Below are 19,013 nucleotides of genomic sequence, written 5' to 3'. Positions count from 1 at the left end.
TAGACTCTATGTTTCCCTACAAAAATAATTAAATATTAATAGCTTCACAAAAAATCTCATACAGGCCGTGACATGCCCCTGTATTTGAATTATATTTTCACATATCTGTAAATAAACGCCTAGTTTTATTGTATCGTCAAAATAGCAGCGAGTACCTATAACTTTATAGGAGATACTAGTATGAGCAATGCGAATTTAACCAAGAGTCCAGCCAATATGTACAACGGGATGCGTGTTGTGGCGTCAGCCATGCAAAAAGGAGGACCAGGTAAGACAACACTTGCTTTGCATCTCGCTATTCGGGCAGCTATGGGTTTTATCCCCGAGCTAGATCCAAACAAAAGGGTTCTACTCATCGATGTGGACGGTCAGCAAAATGCAAGTAAGACCGCAATTAAAATGGAAGCTGTCGCTGGGGAAGGGTACAGCGTACCTCCAATTCACGATGATTTTGATCCTAATGATCCCGATGACGTGCAATGGGGCGGACGCAGTAATTCCATTTCGATTTACTACGGTAATGATGTTGTACCTTATGAAAGCCTTATATGTGATCGTTTAGATGTACTGCCTGCTGATGGTGCTGTTCTTAACTCGTTCGATGATTTAAAAAAGTCTGCGGATCAGTCTACGCTCGATGCAATATATCAGCGTATTTTTGATTTCTGTAATGGCGATGATGTGCAAGAGGAATACAGTTTAATTATCTTTGATTGCCCGCCTGGCAAGAACCTTATTTCTACACCGGTACTTAGAGCCTGTACAGATGTGTTTTTACCCACACTTGCAGAGACCTATAGCATCGATGGAGTAAGAAGAATGCTGACTGAAATAAAGAAAGAAAATAAATTCAGGGTATGTGACCTAAACATTATTGGTGTGATTCCTAATCTTGTCGATCTGAGAAGGAACAATCATAAAGCGAATTTAGAACTATTGCGCTCTCACCCTGAAACGCGCGAATACATGCCAGATTTTGATTTGCGCAATCTCGTTGCAATGGCATTTGAGCAAATTCCTGAGCGAGAGATCGTTAACGCTCAGCTTTCAGACCCTAAAGCGGAAACACAAATTATGCAATTTATTGAATTTGTTCGTCGCAAAATGTTTTCTTCAAATGAAAACCAACAGTTAATTGCCTAATTCATAGAAGGAGTTTTTGTGGGCCTGAGAACAAAGAAAAATAGGAAAACTCAAGAATCAGCTGCTAGCTCAGAGGAGAGTGTTGTACAAAAAAAGTCGGATGCTGCCATTGAGAATTCTGACAAAACATCCGGTATCACTAAAAATATGCAGCGCAGTATTGCTGCTGCAAAAGCAGTAGAAAGTACTTGGAGTGCAGATCGGGCAGGCATGGCAGAACCTGTTAAAGGTGAAGACTTTATTGAAGATGATATTCCTGTCGCCTCGATTGTGCTAAATAAAAAGAATGCTCGTACCCGTTACATCTTACCTGCCAACCCGACTAAGAATGCACTAGACCCAGATCACCGCTATTTTAAGATAAACCAACGGCTTATCGATGGAATTGTTGAATTTGCTGAGCATCTTAAATCCGAACCGATACAATCTCGTATCGCCGTCTACCAGGAAGCTGGGCGATATATTACGGTTTTTGGCCATCGCCGTTTTCTTGCATGGAAGGTTGCGTTTGGCGATAGTGTTACGATTCCATGCAAGGTATATCACAAAGAACCCAAAAAACAACGACTGTTAAAGTTTATAGAAAATAGTCAGAAAGAAGATTTGCCGCTGGATGCAGATCTTCTAGATTTTATCGAGGCGCTAAAGGATCTAGAAGGGCAGGGGCTGACAACGCCAGAAATCTACACCGCCCTAGGAATTTCAAAAACCATTTACTATCAAAATACTCAGATAGTGAAATCTAAAGTGGTTTTGCAAGGAATATTAGATTTCATTATCACATCTAAAAGTGTCGCCACTGAACTTATCAAAAAAGTCGCCGATGAAAAAATGCAAATAGATGTTATTGCGTTACTGGCTAAGGGTAAAAGTTTAGACGAGGCGATTAATGCAGCTAAAGTTCAAGCTGCGCAAAAACCCAAACCGAAAAGGGCAGGGCGTACTCGAAGTTCCATTTCAATTCCTGCATTAAAAGGTAAGCATGCGAGCAAGGCTGCTCGTGCCATCATTGAAGGTGGCCTAAAAGATTTAGACTGGAAGGGTGTCGACTGGGATAACTTAGATAGTGTACAAAGTCGTTTGGCCTTGAACATTGATATTCTCATGTCGAAGTTAAAATAATGTCCTCTAGCGCCTCAACAACAAAAGCCCGGGACTGGATGGCTATCGTCCATTGTTATAACAAATATAAATTGTCAGACAATCCCGATCAACAGACGATATTACAAGGGGAGTTTGCGGAGCTATTTGAAAAGTTTATCGATGATTACCCCAACCCTTTTGTGGTGCCAGAAACAGATATACCTGAACCACTATTTGCCCACCAGCAAGATGAGCCTTATGAATGTCAGGAGCTGAGTATCGAAGCGATAGATACAAAATTGAAGAAGCTTTTGACATCCAAAGCAGAACTAGAAAATTATATAAAACTCGGAGAGCTGGAGTTGAAGCTATTTGCTCATAGCGAGACACCCATAGTGGAAGAAGATCGTTATCGTCACCTGACGAAAGTTGAAAAGCTGCGTCAATTGTTGCAACACACCAATGAAAAAATCAAAGCTTACAGTCGCCGAAGAGAAAAGCTACTTGCCTCATCTTAATTCACCTGGATATGTTGTCGAATCCTCGAAATTTTAAAAACTCAAACTGAGCACTAAGATATTGTCAACAGAGAATAATATGTTTATTCTCTGTTTAGGAGGAAAAAGCCCATGTTCAATAGCAGCGATATTCATACCGTCACCGATTTTAGCCGTAAACCGGCAGAGCATATAAAAAGGCTTAACGAAAGTAAGCGTCCTGAAATTCTTACCGTCAACGGCAAAGCTGCTGTAGTGGTGCAAGATGCTGAAAGCTATGAAAAAATGGCAGAACTTGCGCAATATGCCGAAAGTATTCAAAGTATTCGTCAAGCCCTCGAGGAAGAGGGGAGGTCTCTAGGTGAGTTTTCCAAGAGCTTCGAAGAGACACATGGTATTCAACGTTGAAGCGTTATCGTATTGAAATAAAACCCACCGCCGAAAATGATTTAACACAACGCTACCAGCAAATAGCAAAGGAATCTCCTGAAAATGCCGTTGCTTGGTACATCACCATTATTGAAGGTATTGAGGCGCTGGATCGATTAGCTTTACGCTGTCCTATCGCTCCGGAAGATATAGATATTCAGCGAGGCGTTAGGCATTTAATTATCGGCAGTTATCGCATCCTTTATCTTGTGGAAGATGAAACTGTAAAAGTTTTACACATTCGCCACTCTCGACACGCCCGAAAGCTATAGCCTGAACAGTGATGTATTCCCTGCGTAAGTAGACAAGTCCTCAACACGCAGATCATGTGACCTGCATGTCAATTTTAAATATGATGATATAAATTCGATTAAATCAGCATATCTAGATGCTAGTTGGGCACCAAAAATTGCTTATTTCTCTTTTTCTGGCTAATGGATAAGCGTTAGAGCATCCCAAATTTCCATTTGTTAACCAATCTAAAAAACCGAATGCTATCTTTATAATTATCAAATATACAAAATAACTGATAGAGCTTACATTTTCTCCATCACTTATCGATTGATCTGAAACCTTGGCCTAACAGCATCCTAAAACCATCGCCTCCAGATCGAAGTGCAAAATGATAGACGTGTGATAACTGGATATACGCCGTTTCCGAATAACACAATAAAGGGGAGAATTTCCTATGAAAAAACGTATTTTTCGTATGACCACACTTGCCGCAGCAATGCTTTCTGCGTCCTTGATGTCCGGCAGTGTACTTGCTGATAGTGGTAGCACAAAACCAAAAGGTGCATCAGGGACTGGTCATGTTGTAGAAGGACGAGCCAAGTCCAATCAATTCTGGTGGCCTAATCAACTAGACCTCGCACCACTACGAGCTCACGATAAACGCTCCAATCCATTAGGTGAAGACTTTGATTATGCTGAAGCATTCAGCAAACTTGATCTAAGTGCAGTTAAAAAAGATATCGATACCCTGTTAACCGACTCACAAGAGTGGTGGCCTGCTGATTTTGGTAACTATGGACCTTTCTTTATCCGCATGTCGTGGCATAGCGCTGGTACCTACCGTACATTAGATGGACGTGGTGGTGCAGATGGCGGACAACAACGCTTCGATCCTCTCAATAGCTGGCCAGATAATGTTAGCCTTGATAAAGCTCGCCGTTTACTTTGGCCGGTAAAGCAAAAATACGGTGAAAGCCTTTCTTGGGGTGACCTTATTGTTCTTGCTGGTAATGTGGCTCTTGAGAATATGGGCTTCAAAACTTACGGTTTTGCTGGAGGCCGTGAAGATGATTGGGAACCTGACATGGTTTACTGGGGACCAGAAGTAGAAATGCTGGCCAGTGATCGTCGAGGCAGTGAAGGCAAATTACAAGGTCCTCTCGGTGCTACCCATATGGGATTGATTTACGTTAATCCTGAAGGTCCTATGGGTAAGCCTGATCCACTAGGCTCAGCAAAAAATATTCGTATTGCCTTTGGGCGCATGGCTATGAATGATGAAGAAACTTTAGCGCTTGTTGCTGGTGGTCACACCTTCGGTAAAATGCACGGAGCTCACAAGCCAAGTGAGTGTGTCGGCGCAGAACCTGCCGCGGCTCCAATCGAGCAACAGGGTTTAGGTTGGAAAAGTAAGTGTGGTAAAGGCCATTCTGAAGATACGGTAGGAAGTGGACTTGAAGGTGCTTGGACGCAAGCTCCAACACAGTGGACCACCCTATATCTTGAAAACCTGCTTAAATTTGAATGGAAACAAACTCGCAGCCCCGGTGGTGCTATCCAATGGATTCCAACGGATGAATCATTGCACAAATCTGTTCCCGATGCCCATGTCAAAGGTAAGTTCAATCCTCCTGTAATGACAACTGCCGACTTAGCATTGAAATATGATCCAGACTATAAAAAGATCGCAGAACGTTTTCTTGCTAATCCTGACGAGTATGAAAAAGCTTTCGCTAAAGCGTGGTATAAATTAACCCACCGTGACATGGGACCACGTGCCCGCTACCTCGGTGACGAATACCCTCAAGAAGCGATGATTTGGCAAGATCCTGTTCCAACTGCCGATTATAAACTGGTAAATGCTAAGCAGATTAAAGACCTGAAAAAGCAAATTTTAAAGTCTGGTTTAACTGTGCCTGAATTAGTTCGCACTGCTTGGGCTTCGGCATCAAGTTATCGTGCAGCAGATATGCGCGGCGGCGCTAACGGTGCTCGAATTGCACTGGCACCACAAAAGGATTGGGCGGCTAACAACCCAAGAGAATTGGCCAAAGTTCTAGACAAGTTAAAAGGCGTACAAAAACGCTTTAACAAAGGCCGTAATAAAATCTCGCTGGCTGACTTGATAGTTCTTGGTGGAGCAGCTGCAGTTGAGAAAGCCGCTAAAGATGCCGGTGTGAAGATTGAAGTTCCATTTGCACCTGGCCGTGGAGATGCTACCGCCCAGCAAACAGATGTTAAATCCTTTAGCTTGCTTGAGCCCAAGGCCGATGCTTTCCGAAACTACTTTAATAAAGGTACAAGTTACCGTTCACCAGCCGATATGCTAGTAGACAGAGCAGATCAACTTGACTTAACCGTACCAGAAATGACGGTTCTTGTAGGTGGTATGCGTTCGCTGGATGCGAATACCGGTGGTGTTAAACATGGTGTATTCACCCGTAAGCCTGGTACTTTAAATAACGACTTCTTTGTTAATCTGATGGATATGTCAACTAAATGGAGAAAAGCAAAGACTGAAGGCCTTTATGAAGGCGTCGATCGTAAAACTGGCCGTGTGAAATATACAGCAACAACTGTAGATTTGATCTTCGGCTCTAACTCTGAACTACGAGCAGTTGCTGAAGCTTACGCTTATAACGATGCGCAACAACGCTTTGTAAAAGACTTTGTTAATGCTTGGACTAAAGTCATGCGTTTGGATCGCTTTGATCTAAAGTAAAGTAGCTATTTACACGTAGTTAGTATTATAAGCAGTTGCTATGTATATGCTGGTTATGAGGTATCCCCTACATAACCAGCATAATTTCTATCAAAGTCCATCACACCTTATCTATTTTTACCTCACATTCCTTAACAACTATTTTTTGCAAAGTTACATCTAAGCGCTAGTTTATTAAATTTAGGTTTTGCGAATTATGCATTTAAAAATGTAAATATTTCATTTGCGGACACAGCTTGCATAGGATATTTTTGTCAAAAAAAAAGGTAGAAATGCATGTCTCGTTATTTATATCGCCGCTTATCTCACTATTTTATTAAGATCAGTACTTTACTGTTAGTGCTATATATTCATAGTGGGTACTCAGAAGAAATCAAAGGTTACTTTAACAATATTGAATCGCCTTTGTTGTCAGGCAATGAGCAGTTAAAAGCCGGTGACATTAATCGTTTTATTTTTAGTGATTGGGCAGGCCCCAAAATCCCAGTATGGGTGTTTTTGCCTAAGGGCGTAGATATGAAAAAAGCTCCCATCCTTATCATGATGCATGGTGCAAAGCGAGGCGCTCATAGATATCTTAAAGAGTGGCAACCCTTAGCACAAAACAAGGGCGTCATCGTTATCGCTCCAGAATTCTCTAAAGCAGATTTCCCTTCGTCTAAACACTATAACTTGGGTTATGTCTTTGCTAATGACCATGCTTTACGAAAGGAAGAAAAATGGACGTTTTCGTCTATCGAGTCTATTTTTGACACAGTTGTTCTAGCTATCAAGAGCAAGCAAACACACTACACCATATATGGCCATTCCGCCGGCTCACAGTTTGTTCATCGTTATCTTTATTATAAGCCTAATGCTCGTGTAAAACGTTACATTGCCGCCAATGCCGGTTGGTACACACTTCCCAGCCTAAATGAAATCTACCCATATGGACTCAAGAATTCTGGTGTATCGAAAGAGCACTTAAAAACAGCTCTAAGTAAAGATGTTGTGGTTTTGTTAGGGGATCAGGATACAGATATTCATCATGAAAGCTTACGTAGAACTCCCCAGGCTATGCGTCAAGGAGCACAGAGATTTGCCCGAGGCTTATCTTTTTATGAAGAAGGGCTAAAACAAGCAAAAATATTGGGAAGTGACTTTGGTTGGAAAAAGAGAATTGTAAAAGGTGTTGCCCATTCCAATGGTAGAATGGCTAAAGGTGCGATCGATCTAGTAGAATAGGGTGCTTATTTATTTTCAAATACTTATACGAGAGGACAATACTATTTTTCAGTTAAAAAAGTTTTGTTTTTTGTTTGTATTATCCGTTCTCTAGTTAAAAGCTTTTGCGCTTTCATCTTTTTGAGAATACTCATCCCAATATTTTGCCAAGAAAAAGGGATTAAAATACAAATGCCACAATGGTCTTTATAACCTACTTTTGAAATAACGTTGGTAAAATATGAGAATTGTGAGTTATCCATTAGAGCAATAGAAGATTCTAATGAGCTCTTATTTTTTTCAACTTCTTGTATTAAGTAATCAATAACTTTTTTACAGTTTTTTGGCATTTCATTGGCTACTGTGAGGTAAAACTCATAGTAGTCTTTTTGAAAAGCATCATAAATGGACGGTGAAGTGTAAAAACCTAGACAGAATATCTCGCGAAAAGGAAAACAAAACTTATGTTTTAGCGCCACCTCATTTACGTAACTTGATAAGTTTATCACTGTACGATATTTTGGCAGCACACTCGCCACCGATTGAAAAACACTGATAACCTTGTTTTCTATTGTCACATCTATTCTTTGAACGATAACAAAGCCAACCGTCTTATTTCCATGTCTCATCAGCATGGCTCTAACATCTACATTTGAAGGCTGTTGAATAATGTCGCGAATATCCGATTCTTTAAGGCCAACTAAGGTTTTTGATACGACATAAAAGATATCTTCAATAATTACGTTGAATTTTTCCAGGCTTTTGACTTCAGAAAATAAGAATTCATATTTATTTATCTTCATATAAACTGCCAAAATTATGATGATCTTTAGAACAAAAACACATGCATATAAATAGGATCTATTAACAACAACTTATCCGTCAATTCCAGACGTTAAATAAATAAAAATAGTAATATGATGTCGAGCTTATTGTTAATTGTTTCGACGACGGGCATAACCATATAGTTGATCTACATCTCGATATTAATTAGCCACCAGGTTAATAGTATTTCTATTCGTTAGTTGTTTATCCAGCGGAAATCTATGGTTGTGAGAAAAGCGTAACATTTGAAGTGCACAGTTAAAGGATTATGGCATGGTCTAACAATAGTTGGCGTGTTAAATAATAAGGGGTTTGTTCATCCATTGGTGCCAGCATATAATATGCCTAGATATTTCTTGGAATACAGAAGTGATGCCAAAGCATGAGACTATTGTTTGTCCCCGTTGCCTTAAAGATTTTGAGTGTAAAATGGGCTCTATTTTGATTTGTCATTGCAGCGACATTCATTTGTCAGATAAACAAAGAGCATTCATTGCTGAACGTTGGGATCGTTGTTTATGCAATAGTTGCTTAAAAGAAATAAGTGAAATGCCCCTATAATCTTATCATTTTGTTCTTTGAGAAAGTAGCAAGTTAGAGCCCGCTAACACCAATATAATCATACTCCAGTAAGTACTCAATTTATGGCGAAATATATAGGAAGGTATATGTAGAGATACCTGAGTATATTAGTCTTGCTGTTAAAGTATCGGTTTAATAATAATCGCAGTATCAACAGGACTACTCATGATGAATAGTGGTAATATCCCTATGCACCCATTACTATTATTCATGGTTCAACAATGATTGAAAGAATGCACTTAAGGATTATGCTTGAGATAGATCGTCAGGGCTCACTAACCGCAGCGGCCGATAAATTAAACCTGACACAATCAGCCTTGAGTCACACCATAAAAAAGTTAGAAGCGAAATTTGCCTTGTCTTTGTGGAGAAAGGAGGGGAGGCAGATTCAACTAACGGAGGCTGGACACTATTTGTTAAGAGAAGCAAGGCGCTTATTACCTCAGCTCGAGAGAATTGATGAGAGTTTGCAACAGTATGCTAAAGGGGAGAGCGGTAACCTGAGCATAGGCATGGAATGTCACCCTTGCTACCAATGGTTGCTTACCGTAGTTCACGATTTTCTTGAGCAATTCCCTGGAGTTGATGTGGATGTGAAACAACAATTTCAATTTGGTGGAATGGCCGCGCTGTTTAATCACGACATCGATGTATTAGTTACACCGGATCCCCTATTGCGAAAAGGAATTTCCTTTGTTCCTGTTTTTGATTATGAACAGGTATTAGTTGTTGGACACGAGCATCCATTTTATCAACGTCAATTTATCGAGCCTGAAGATTTATTAGATCAAGTTCTTTATACATACCCAGTAGATATTGAACGCTTGGATATTTACAGCTTATTTTTATTGCCGGCAAACTGTCGGCCCCAAAAGCATAAAACGGTGGAAGCCACCGAGATTATGCTACAGCTGGTGGCAGCACATCGTGGTGTAGCAACATTACCTCGCTGGCTAGTGGATCAGTTTGCAGAACAATTACCAATAAAAGCAATAGCATTGGGCAAAGCTGGTGTTTATAAGCAAATTCATCTTGGTATGCGCACTAATGATGACAGCGCCTTTGCTCATGCTTTGGTCGCCTTGGCAAAAAAGAAATCCGCAGTCCACTAATTTTGTAGCAGATTTAAAATTTAACGACCACTTGAGAATATATATGATGGGTGTCACCAGTGGGCGATGCATTAGGAGCATCTTTTAAAAAACTACCTTTTAATAAGTAAGCCCCACCGACTTCAAATTTAATGGATGATGATAACTTAATATCTAGGCGAACTTGTAACTGCTGTCCGACAAACTTGCTGGTGTTGCCGCTCGGATCAACGACATTTGCAGTGGTTAATGCGTCTTTGTCAGAGGCTAGCCAAACTGAGCGATAGCCGACAAGTGCTGAGAGTGCATCGCGAGGTTGGAATTCCCATCTCAAGCCAGGAGATAAAATATTACTTCGGGCAAAAGCACCGTATATACCTGTATGCCCGTACTCGAAGCCTCGAGACCCGAACAGAGTATCAAAGCGGTTGTACTTATTATCATTGGGATCTTTATCACCGCTGGCATAATCTGCTTGCAGAACTATTCTAGAAAACCATAAGCTGTTAAATTGATAAGCAAGGTGAACATGAATAAAGCCTGCATTTACGTCTAAGTCATTGGTATTAGAAACGGATCTATTTGTTCGTGCCTCACCAAATTGATATGCCGCTTCAAATTCATAATCCCAGTGTGAAAGTTTTTTCGGTTGTAATAACCTTAGGCCTAAAGTGTTGAGTGCGCGGTTTCTTGTATTTAAATTAGCTTGATCTTCCTCATCTAGCATAAAATAGTAGAGCTCTAACAACTCTTTGTTTTGCTTTTCTCGGGTTACGTGTATACCCGCAAAATGAATTCCCGAGTAATGCTTATCGATTTGAATTTCGTTGTTGTCCAAGGCTAAACGATCGCTAGGACGGCGTTGTAGGGGGAGGGTATATAAAGTTTGTGCGTGCCAGTTATCTTTTATCCATGATGTGTGCATGCCGCTAAAAGCATTGATTGTATTGCGAAAGCCATTACGTGACACTAATCGACGGCTACCAATATTAAGGGTTAGGCGACCAACTTTAGCGGAGAAATTATTTTTGTTTCGCCAGCCGATATAAACTTGTAGCGGCTCTAATGGGTTAACGTCATCAGTACCTAGAGGTGTACTGTCATCATCCAACCATGTACGTGAATCCTGTAGTTCAAATTCGCCAAATACCCCGTCATTATTAAACTTTACACTAGCCAGTAATCGTGAGGCTAGTACTTGATCAGAGTCTTCTATATTCGCCCTAAATGGGTTATCTAAGTTTTCATATCGTAGCCGGTAATTCCCTCCAAAAGACCAGTTTTTATTTTCGGCTGCTACAGCAGAGCCACCTAGAACTAATATGAGAAAAATAACTCGACTCACTTGATAAACCACCTACCACCTCATGAAATGAGTATTAACTGAACAGTGATGTTCATTTTAACGCGATACTTGTGCAAGATTACAACGTACCAGTTTATACTACAGCATAGGCATTACGATCTAGAGCCTATCGGAAAAATATATTATGGTACATAAGACGCTGCTTATTGCGATTTTTTTAGGGCTAAGCCACTCTCTTTTTGCTGAAAATGTTCATGTAGCTGTTGCCTCCAATTTCAAAAATACGATGCTAGATATTACCAAAGTTTTTGAACAGTCTAGCGGTCACAAAGTCCTTTTATCTTTTGGTGCCTCTGGTAAATTCTATGCGCAAATAAGACATGGCGCGCCGTTTGATATCTTTTTATCGGCGGATCAAACAATACCTGCAAAGCTCGAAAAAGAAGGGTTCGTTGTACCTGATAAGATCGCGACTTATGCCATCGGAAGGCTGGCTCTATGGTCTGCAAACTCAAAGTTGATCAAAAATAACCCAGAAGTATTAAAGATGGGGAGTTTTAATAAGCTCGCGCTTGCTAATCCAAAACTTGCTCCTTACGGTGTCGCTGCTGTTGATACATTGAAGAGCCTACAGCTGCACGATAAGACCAAAGCCAAATGGGTGCAGGGAGAAAATATCGCACAAACCTACCAGTTTGTGCGTACTGGTAATGCCCAAATAGGTTTTATTGCGTTTTCTCAAATTATGGATGGAAACCATTTAAAAACAGGCTCTTTTTGGCTTGTTCCGAGGGAATATCATAGACCAATAAAACAGGACGCGGCGTTACTGAGCCGAGGCAACACTAACGCCGCAGCTCGCGAGTTTTTACGCTTCCTAAGCAGCCATAGTGCTCAAAGAATCATTGAGTCCTATGGCTACGCTACATCAAGTACCAAATAACGGCATAAAGATTATTGTAATTAACCTGTTAAAAGCTTTAGATTAGCACTGATAAATATTGGGGTTTAATTACTAGTCAACTGTCCAAATGTATTAATATATACATCATTAATGTAACCCTCGGCGACGATACAGAATTGAGGTGTTGTATTGTCTTGTTCAGACTGAACATTAAAAGAACCACTATCGCTGATCGAGTAGATACGGAGCATATTTTCTTGGCAAAAAGCCATCAGTGGACTTGATACCCTAAGTAGGCTATTTAATTTTGATTCCCGTTGTGAACATAGTGCACCAACAACAGGAGTGTCTGTTAATTTCTCGTCAAGGCTGCTTTGCTGATTATAGATCGACAGGTCATATGTTTCATAAAACAGGTGTACTTCAGGGACGTAATGTCACTGTGGGTTCTCACACGTAGCAATAAGTGCTGTACTTGAAAATGCTGAACTAGCTATCAAACTAATGATAAGAGCGTCACTAACTTTTCCTTTCATTTTGTACTCACTATCTAATTAAATTGAGCCGCTAATATAGTGTCTCCGTTATTAATAAAAAATGAATAGATAAGTTCAACTAAAAACATAACACAGGTATATTAAACAGTATGTAATTTTTATCCAATGTAATTTATAAATATTTACCGGAGAATGTATGCACAAAATATTATTGGTAATAATGTTAATTTTTATACAAAACATGCTGTATGCAAAATAATATAATTCGAGAAAACAGCTACGGGATTGTCATCACTGACCTGAATACAGAAAATATATTAGTTCAAGGTAATTCACTACGTGGAAATATAGTGGATAGGATAAAAATTGATTCACATGGTAATATCAGTCCAAACATCGATGTACGTAATAATTTATAAGTATTATAGCTTCTAGATATTATAGAAAGATAAGAGTTGCAACGTTATATTTAATTATTCGCAGATATCTCTCATCTAACGCAAACCTATGTCTTGATATTAGATTTTATTGAGTTATAAGTAATAATTGTATTTATATGCTATGAAAGTGGAAAATAGATTAGATTAAGAACATGTAATTCTGTAGTATGTAATGTAATAAAAGATACCTTATGAGGTGGGTAAGTAAAATGGCTAGGGGCGGGATAAATAAAGCGTTAGTCGCAAACGCACGTGAAGCACTGATAGCAAAAGGTCAAAACCCTTCCATTGATGCTGTGCGGGTAGAACTTGGTAATACAGGCTCAAAATCAACCATACATCGCTATCTTAAAGAGCTGGAAGAAGAAGCCTCTACCACAATGGATGACGAAACCTTGTTAAGCCAACCCATCAAGGAATTGGTTATGAGGCTTGCTGCCGGTTTGCGTCAAGAAGCTTATGATGTAGTAGAGAAGTTAAAGCTTAGTTACGAAGAGAAGCTAACAGATATCGATAATGAAAATAAGAGATTAAAAGTAGATTCTATTGAGCTTAACAAGCAAGGTGTTGAATTAAAGGACGCGTTACAACAGTGCGAAAAAGAAATAGACCGTCAAGACGCTATGTTGCGAGAGCTGGAAATAAAGCAAACAGAGTATCAACAAAATGAGTCACGACTGAGCCAACTCCTTGATGAAAAACAAACACATATAGATTCTCTTGAAGATAAACATCGTCACAGCAGAGAAGCACTTGAACACTACCGACAAGCGGTAAAAGAGCAGCGTGATCAAGATCATAGGAAGCATGAACAGCATGTTAGAGAATTACAAGCAGAAATACGAACACTTAACCAAACTCTATCAATTAAACAAACGGATATTACCCAGTTAAATAAGGATAATTCACGTTTAATTTCTGAGTTGAGTTCTTGCCATAAGGATGTGGTTAAGCTTGAAACAGGAACTGATAGTTTGGGTGCACAAGTGAAGAGTCTGGAAACTCAGGTACATGCCCTCGAATCGGATAAACACAAGTATTATCAATTATCAGAAACCACAGAATATGAGAATAAAAAACTTAAAGAAGAAGTGAATAACTTATTACAGGGACAACAAAAAATAACCATTCAACTTGCAAAATATGAAGCTGAAATTGCCGTTAAAGATGACGTAATTAATCGTCTAATCGAAGAGAAAGAGAAGATTAACTTAAGAGCCAAAGAAAAAGAAAATGATGTGCAAAATAATTCTACCACTAGTTCTTAGTCTATGATGGCTGTGAGTTTATAGTGTGCTATGAAAACTCCAAGCTATCCCAGTACCCAGGTTGCAGGTATTTGTGCCCCTTGTATGACTACTGCAAAAACGAAGATAAAAAACAGGGTAACAAAAACTGTTGCTATGGCGTCATAATCAAATAATACTTTTAACTTTCTGAATATATCCATGTGCTCTCCTTTTTTCCAATTTTTAGTCTAATAGCAATGTGTAAAGCTGTCCACTCAGATGACATTCAATTGTTTCTATTGGCACACATGAATATTTTTCTGGATAAAAGGGAAAATTATACGCCAAACTTAAAGATAGCTTGGCATTGCTTTCCTCCTAAGTTTGCAGTCACTTGCAGGTTTTAATAATTGATACTAATTGACCTTTCTACCTTTACCACTTTTCGCTCTAATGCGATTTTCTGTTTGCACATAAATGGTATCTGTTGTGGCCATACTTGAATGACCGAGATCTTCTGATAAATCTTTTAGCGCACGCCCTCTTTCAATTTCCATACTAGCGCCTGTATGGCGCAACCAATGGGTTGATGCCTCCTTTAGCTTTCTCGCTTTATCTTCTCCCTCCACCTCAAGCATTTGTTCATAAGCCTTATCAAAAATGTCTTGTACTATTCGGGTTAATTGGCGTGAAGTCATACCCCCCTGACCACGAATTTTTTCTACAATAGGCTGGTTTTCTCCTGGAGCAGGTAGTGGTGTCAGACCCCGATATTCTCGGTAACGTTTAAGATAATCAATAAAATTTGGAGGCACGGTGATATCGCGAATTTTGCGTCCTTTACCGAAAACTTTGAGCCACCAATTGCCATCAGAGTCTTCCCAAAAGTGGCTCATTGTCGGCGTCCAACTCGGACGTTCTGATAACTCGGAGATACGTAAAAACAATGTTTTTAACGCCGCAATAACAAATAAACTACGTTCGTATAAGCGATCCCTATTAGCAAGCTTTAACACCAATTCAAACATATACTGCCATTGCTCGTCATTCAAACGCCTAACTTCTTTTATCTGCGCATCTTTGATAAAGTGCCGACAATCGCCCTTCGCTATTTGTGCTGGGTTGCCGTAAAGGTATTCCTCATTCATAAGATATTTATAAAATGCAATTATTGCAGTGAAAGTCGCTGTTAGTGTTTGTTGAGAAGGTTTATATTTCTTTCTATCCGGAGCTTCTTCATGCTTGGTATTTTTAGGTAATTTTAGGCGAAAAGGCGCCCACTGCTTATTCTGACTATAGGCACCATTATGAAATACGAATTTTTCATAATTCGCCAAGCATATCCATGATACCGGTGGCTTCCAGCAAAAATCTGCATACTCCAGAATATCCGCTTTCCTCAATTGATCCATTGGCATTTGCTTAATAAGAAATACCCAAAGTAAAAACCGCTCTGTTTCATTACGAAAGCGAATATAGGTATGTTCAGATTTATTGCGGCCAATATAGCTTAAAAATTCCTGACCCCAATTCCAATGCTTTAGCCACCACTTGTCTGAGGAGTTTAAAAATTGCTGCAATTGCGGATACTCATCAAAATTAACATCTTTTAAATCGGCATAGGTAGGGTAAAGAGGAACAGGTTTAGGAATGGCCATGTAAGCATAACTTGTATTTGAATTTGTTGTTATTTTACATACTGGCTCTCTTTATGTCCAATACTAAAAGGTATTAGATTTAAATAAAAAGTAGTGGAAATGCAGCTTTTTAATTGATGACAGATGACTTACCACAAGGTATCTGGCCACTCTATCTGTAACACGTGTTGCAGCTATATCTATATCTGATTTGCTATTGGTGGTTAGTGTATGACTAGGCTCGACACATGAGCAAATAGCCATACTCCGCATAACACGGTTAACCTGTTTAATTTTTCAAAAACAATATCATGCTACATCAAAATCTAATTTATCTATAGGTATCTTTTAACGAGTGACAAACTTAAACTTTTGATTCGAACCACCTGTGCATGACCATTGTTGAATAGATTTTCCGTTATCATGCTTGAAGCCATTTCGATCTATGCACTTGCCGGTTTTTTTAGACTTAATTTGATACCAGCCATTGCCGTTATCTACCAGTTGCCACAGCTGGTTAGGATTAGTATCTTCACAGCTATATTGTTGGATCATTGCTCCATTCTTTGAGCTACCTTCCTTGATATCCAAACATTTATTGCTAGCAGTAGCTCTAATGTGGTACCAGCCTTGTGCTTTTTCTTGTAGTAAGAAAACTTGTCGACTATTGCCAGAATCACAGCGTTGTTGGTCAAATGCTGAGCCGTTATTAGACTGATTGCCTGTAAGATTCACACACTTTCCGCCATCAGATATAACAATTGAGGTTTTTCTTTTTGGAATAGAAGCAACTCTAATGTCTCTATATGTATTAGTATTTAAGTTATGTTTCCAGCTACTTCCAATCGGGCGGATGCTCGTCTTTATGTAATAGCCTTTGCGAGATACGGGTACAGAATTAAGTTCGAGCTTCACTGACGTTTTGCCGCTGCCTGCCTCAACAATTCTTTTTCCTGACCCAATAAAACCTGTTGCACCCCAGAGTTCCAGTATAATTTCTCGGCGTCGTTCGGCAGTGTATTTCACCTCAAATGAATGGTTTTTCGATGAATCGAGTGTCGTAGGTGTCCCTATGATCCGTACTGTTTCTGAACTATCAGGTGAGCTCTCATTATGAACTTCCAATACAACAGAACTGACTCGGCCACCGGCATCAGGAAATACAATACCTACAGCGTTATTCTTTTTTAAATGAGCATTATTCACCGGAACCACTACTGTGCCAAAAAATTCATCGCGGCTAGCCTGATCACCACCTTTCCAGTTTGAGGGTAGTTTGTATGAGTTAGAATTTATAAGGACTTTAGGTGACTTTGATTTTTCATGAGCACGGGAGAAGCTTATTTTAAGATAAGATTTTCCCTGTTGCTTCGGCACCGGTATATGATTTATGTTAAACCAAATTGTTTTGTTTGCCAGAATAGGTTTTAAGTGATCTTTTGAATAATAGGACTTAACATCTAACCGCTCATTTAGGTTAATTTCGTAACGAAAATTGTATTCTAGAACCACAGTTTCACCACTTTCAAGACCAAGGTTATTCATACTACCAAGATTCTTCTGGCTAAGATAAACCGGCTTTAAGTTTTTAAAAATTTTTAATGACTTTTTATTGATGCTGGAGATATTTCCCATTGCGTTTGCAAAGCTTAATGAAACGTGTTGGTAATCCTCCGATAAGTTATTCAGAGCAATATAAGCTTTTTTACCGCTCACAAATGCTTGAACCTGAACGTCAATATTGTCTGAATAGGCTTTTACACGTTTACCTTTTACATCAGACCATAACTTATAGAAATAAAGGCGTGGCGTCCAATAAAAACGTGTTGGCTTGCCATCCTTAATACTATTTTTATCCGGGTTACGAATTGTCGCTTCATATGGTTCCCATTTTTCTTTTGGATCTTCGTAATGCCATGGAGACTTACCCGTGATAAATGGAATAGAAGTAAGAAGTCGATCTTGTCGGTCCATTAGCTGAAACAGCATATGATTGATTGAGCGTACCGACTGAGCTGACTTAATGTCGGAATAATTCTTACCAAAAACTTCTTCACTTTCAATGCCGCCGTACTCCGTAATAGCGTGTGGTTTAACCTTATTCCACTTAACAAAACTATAGGTTTCAATCAAATCTAAAATGGCATCTGTATTTGAGCCTGAACGTTGGTTATCGGCTCCAGTAACATTAATACCGTCATAAAGGTGAACGGCGAACGCATCCATATACGGGCCTGCGCTATCCATGAATGGTTTCATTCGGCTACGGAAATGTCCAAAGTCCCACTTTTCCATTGAAGGCCAAGCAGATGAATAACCAATGACCTTAGTATTGATTCCTTGTTTATCGAACTCTTTACCGATATCGCGGAAAAGATTAGTCATTTGCCGCATTGCTTCCTTTTGGTCAATACCAAACTCATCAGCCTTAACGAAGGGCTCATTCATAGGTTCGTAGTATTCAGGGCGGTTTTTATCATCCCAATAATATTTAAAATAGTCAGCAGCCCATTTCGCGGCTGCCGCCGTATCCATTCCCGGCGTGAAACTATCCTTTGGATGGGATGTAACAACATTGCGGTGACTCAAAACATCATAATAAATTGATTTACTGTCGTAAGAGAATTTTCTTGCACCTAAACTTTTTGATTGCGTAGAGTTTGGGTATGGTGGCTTGCGTTCGGCGAACGGTCCCCAAAACTGTCGTCCAAAACCTACATTTAGATCAAGTAGAACGTCTAATTCTTTTTTTGTCCATGCATTTACAGATGGTGACATATGTATATTAAAATATCTTGTTCGATCCAATTCAGAATGACTATTGATAAACTTTTGTGTATTCAAGTCAATATGAATATCAGTTGCTGAACTACAAATACTAACTACAGAAAAATATAAACCTGTAAGCAGTGTACGAGTTGATTTTATCGAATTCATAATTTCCTCTATAAGTTCTGTTTTTAAATGTGTCAAGCTATAACAAGTATCATCCAGATATACGGTTGTAGATTTTCCTGAATAAATTATTGATCGGCGCTCTAGTGGGATCGCACTCTATTCAGAGCACTATATAAAATTTACTAAGAGTGTTATATAAAACTTATTTTAGAGTTTTATATTAAAATTTTCGACAGTGTTGTGTTAACCCTACAGAATTTTTTTAAAAATACTACCCAAAGCATTTGGCAAAT

Annotated in this window: 17 protein-coding genes; 11 read left to right on the top strand and 6 right to left on the bottom strand. The window is 39.3% G+C overall.

Going from position 1 to position 19,013, the window contains the following annotated elements; genetic code table 11:
• The first annotated feature begins 180 nt into the window (after positions 1–180).
• The 7 genes from BVC89_RS28690 to BVC89_RS28660 all read left to right on the top strand — a co-directional run bounded on the left by BVC89_RS28690 (position 181) and on the right by BVC89_RS28660 (position 7,332).
• On the top strand, positions 181–1,143 hold the full coding sequence (locus BVC89_RS28690) for a ParA family protein (protein WP_103654393.1): 963 nt from the start codon (positions 181–183) through the stop codon (positions 1,141–1,143).
• Between the two features lie 18 nt (positions 1,144–1,161).
• A complete protein-coding gene (locus BVC89_RS28685; protein ID WP_103654392.1) occupies positions 1,162–2,265 on the top strand; it encodes a hypothetical protein in 1,104 nt (367 codons plus the stop codon).
• Positions 2,265–2,744 carry a hypothetical protein gene (locus BVC89_RS28680; RefSeq protein ID WP_103654391.1) on the top strand — a complete coding sequence of 160 codons (480 nt, stop codon included), beginning with the start codon at positions 2,265–2,267 and terminating at the stop codon, positions 2,742–2,744. Before BVC89_RS28685 ends, BVC89_RS28680 begins: the two co-directional genes overlap by 1 nt.
• Before the next feature lie 111 nt (positions 2,745–2,855).
• Entirely contained in the window at positions 2,856–3,131 is a 276-nt protein-coding gene (locus BVC89_RS28675; RefSeq protein WP_103654390.1) for a type II toxin-antitoxin system Phd/YefM family antitoxin, read from the top strand.
• The gene (locus tag BVC89_RS28670; protein ID WP_103654389.1) at positions 3,128–3,424 is read left to right on the top strand and encodes a type II toxin-antitoxin system RelE/ParE family toxin; all 297 of its coding nucleotides are present in this window, start codon (positions 3,128–3,130) and stop codon (positions 3,422–3,424) included. Before BVC89_RS28675 ends, BVC89_RS28670 begins: the two co-directional genes overlap by 4 nt.
• 416 nt (positions 3,425–3,840) lie before the next feature.
• Complete coding sequence (katG, locus tag BVC89_RS28665) at positions 3,841–6,108, top strand: catalase/peroxidase HPI (RefSeq protein ID WP_103654388.1); 2,268 nt, start codon at positions 3,841–3,843, stop codon at positions 6,106–6,108.
• Between the two features lie 276 nt (positions 6,109–6,384).
• On the top strand, positions 6,385–7,332 hold the full coding sequence (locus BVC89_RS28660) for an alpha/beta hydrolase (RefSeq protein WP_103654387.1): 948 nt from the start codon (positions 6,385–6,387) through the stop codon (positions 7,330–7,332).
• Positions 7,333–7,373: 41 nt separating this feature from the next.
• Here BVC89_RS28660 and BVC89_RS28655 read toward each other — a convergent pair whose 3' ends face one another.
• Complete coding sequence (locus BVC89_RS28655) at positions 7,374–8,114, bottom strand: hypothetical protein (protein WP_103654386.1); 741 nt, start codon at positions 8,112–8,114, stop codon at positions 7,374–7,376.
• 394 nt (positions 8,115–8,508) lie between these two features.
• On the opposite strand from BVC89_RS28655, the gene BVC89_RS30835 reads away from it, so the two are divergent.
• Both BVC89_RS30835 and BVC89_RS28645 read left to right on the top strand, forming a co-directional pair.
• The gene (locus BVC89_RS30835; RefSeq protein ID WP_103654385.1) at positions 8,509–8,697 is read left to right on the top strand and encodes a cysteine-rich CWC family protein; all 189 of its coding nucleotides are present in this window, start codon (positions 8,509–8,511) and stop codon (positions 8,695–8,697) included.
• Positions 8,698–8,939: 242 nt separating this feature from the next.
• Positions 8,940–9,830: a LysR family transcriptional regulator gene (locus BVC89_RS28645; RefSeq protein WP_103654384.1), complete on the top strand. Its 891-nt coding sequence runs from the start codon at positions 8,940–8,942 to the stop codon at positions 9,828–9,830.
• Positions 9,831–9,843: 13 nt separating this feature from the next.
• On the opposite strand, the gene BVC89_RS28640 is transcribed toward BVC89_RS28645, so the two are convergent.
• Positions 9,844–11,154 (bottom strand): alginate export family protein, encoded by a 1,311-nt coding sequence (locus BVC89_RS28640; protein ID WP_158658194.1) that lies wholly within the window; start codon positions 11,152–11,154, stop codon positions 9,844–9,846.
• 145 nt (positions 11,155–11,299) lie between these two features.
• Between BVC89_RS28640 and modA the strand changes: the two genes are divergently transcribed.
• Positions 11,300–12,058, top strand: a complete 759-nt coding sequence (modA, locus tag BVC89_RS28635; protein ID WP_103654382.1) for a molybdate ABC transporter substrate-binding protein — start codon at positions 11,300–11,302, stop codon at positions 12,056–12,058.
• Between the two features lie 65 nt (positions 12,059–12,123).
• On the opposite strand, the gene BVC89_RS30030 is transcribed toward modA, so the two are convergent.
• Positions 12,124–12,291 (bottom strand): hypothetical protein, encoded by a 168-nt coding sequence (locus BVC89_RS30030; RefSeq protein WP_158658193.1) that lies wholly within the window; start codon positions 12,289–12,291, stop codon positions 12,124–12,126.
• An 856-nt stretch (positions 12,292–13,147) separates the two neighbouring features.
• Between BVC89_RS30030 and BVC89_RS28630 the strand changes: the two genes are divergently transcribed.
• Positions 13,148–14,224, top strand: a complete 1,077-nt coding sequence (locus BVC89_RS28630) for a DNA-binding protein (protein WP_245929452.1) — start codon at positions 13,148–13,150, stop codon at positions 14,222–14,224.
• Between the two features lie 44 nt (positions 14,225–14,268).
• On the opposite strand, the gene BVC89_RS30025 is transcribed toward BVC89_RS28630, so the two are convergent.
• From BVC89_RS30025 to BVC89_RS28620, 3 genes are all read right to left on the bottom strand, one after another.
• Positions 14,269–14,406, bottom strand: a complete 138-nt coding sequence (locus BVC89_RS30025) for a hypothetical protein (protein WP_158658192.1) — start codon at positions 14,404–14,406, stop codon at positions 14,269–14,271.
• Between the two features lie 195 nt (positions 14,407–14,601).
• On the bottom strand, positions 14,602–15,843 hold the full coding sequence (locus BVC89_RS28625; RefSeq protein WP_103654380.1) for a tyrosine-type recombinase/integrase: 1,242 nt from the start codon (positions 15,841–15,843) through the stop codon (positions 14,602–14,604).
• A gap of 327 nt (positions 15,844–16,170) precedes the next feature.
• Positions 16,171–18,759 carry an RICIN domain-containing protein gene (locus tag BVC89_RS28620; RefSeq protein WP_103654379.1) on the bottom strand — a complete coding sequence of 863 codons (2,589 nt, stop codon included), beginning with the start codon at positions 18,757–18,759 and terminating at the stop codon, positions 16,171–16,173.
• Positions 18,760–19,013 lie beyond the last annotated feature (254 nt).

The organism is Agarilytica rhodophyticola (assembly GCF_002157225.2).
Taxonomy (GTDB): Bacteria; Pseudomonadota; Gammaproteobacteria; order Pseudomonadales; family Cellvibrionaceae; genus Agarilytica; species Agarilytica rhodophyticola.
The sequence above is the reverse complement of the archived record's forward strand: the minus strand, read 5'-3'. Positions and strand labels throughout refer to the sequence as shown.

Coding starts and splice junctions, on each gene's coding strand:
- BVC89_RS28625 (WP_103654380.1), bottom strand. CDS start 15,843: ATGGCCATTCCTAAACCTGTTCCTCTTTACCCTACCTATGCCGATTTA.
- BVC89_RS30030 (WP_158658193.1), bottom strand. CDS start 12,291: ATGGCTTTTTGCCAAGAAAATATGCTCCGTATCTACTCGATCAGCGAT.
- BVC89_RS28620 (WP_103654379.1), bottom strand. CDS start 18,759: ATGAATTCGATAAAATCAACTCGTACACTGCTTACAGGTTTATATTTT.
- BVC89_RS30835 (WP_103654385.1), top strand. CDS start 8,509: ATGCCAAAGCATGAGACTATTGTTTGTCCCCGTTGCCTTAAAGATTTT.
- BVC89_RS30025 (WP_158658192.1), bottom strand. CDS start 14,406: ATGGATATATTCAGAAAGTTAAAAGTATTATTTGATTATGACGCCATA.
- katG (WP_103654388.1), top strand. CDS start 3,841: ATGAAAAAACGTATTTTTCGTATGACCACACTTGCCGCAGCAATGCTT.
- BVC89_RS28645 (WP_103654384.1), top strand. CDS start 8,940: ATGATTGAAAGAATGCACTTAAGGATTATGCTTGAGATAGATCGTCAG.
- BVC89_RS28675 (WP_103654390.1), top strand. CDS start 2,856: ATGTTCAATAGCAGCGATATTCATACCGTCACCGATTTTAGCCGTAAA.
- BVC89_RS28655 (WP_103654386.1), bottom strand. CDS start 8,114: ATGAAGATAAATAAATATGAATTCTTATTTTCTGAAGTCAAAAGCCTG.
- modA (WP_103654382.1), top strand. CDS start 11,300: ATGGTACATAAGACGCTGCTTATTGCGATTTTTTTAGGGCTAAGCCAC.
- BVC89_RS28690 (WP_103654393.1), top strand. CDS start 181: ATGAGCAATGCGAATTTAACCAAGAGTCCAGCCAATATGTACAACGGG.
- BVC89_RS28680 (WP_103654391.1), top strand. CDS start 2,265: ATGTCCTCTAGCGCCTCAACAACAAAAGCCCGGGACTGGATGGCTATC.
- BVC89_RS28660 (WP_103654387.1), top strand. CDS start 6,385: ATGTCTCGTTATTTATATCGCCGCTTATCTCACTATTTTATTAAGATC.
- BVC89_RS28630 (WP_245929452.1), top strand. CDS start 13,148: ATGAGGTGGGTAAGTAAAATGGCTAGGGGCGGGATAAATAAAGCGTTA.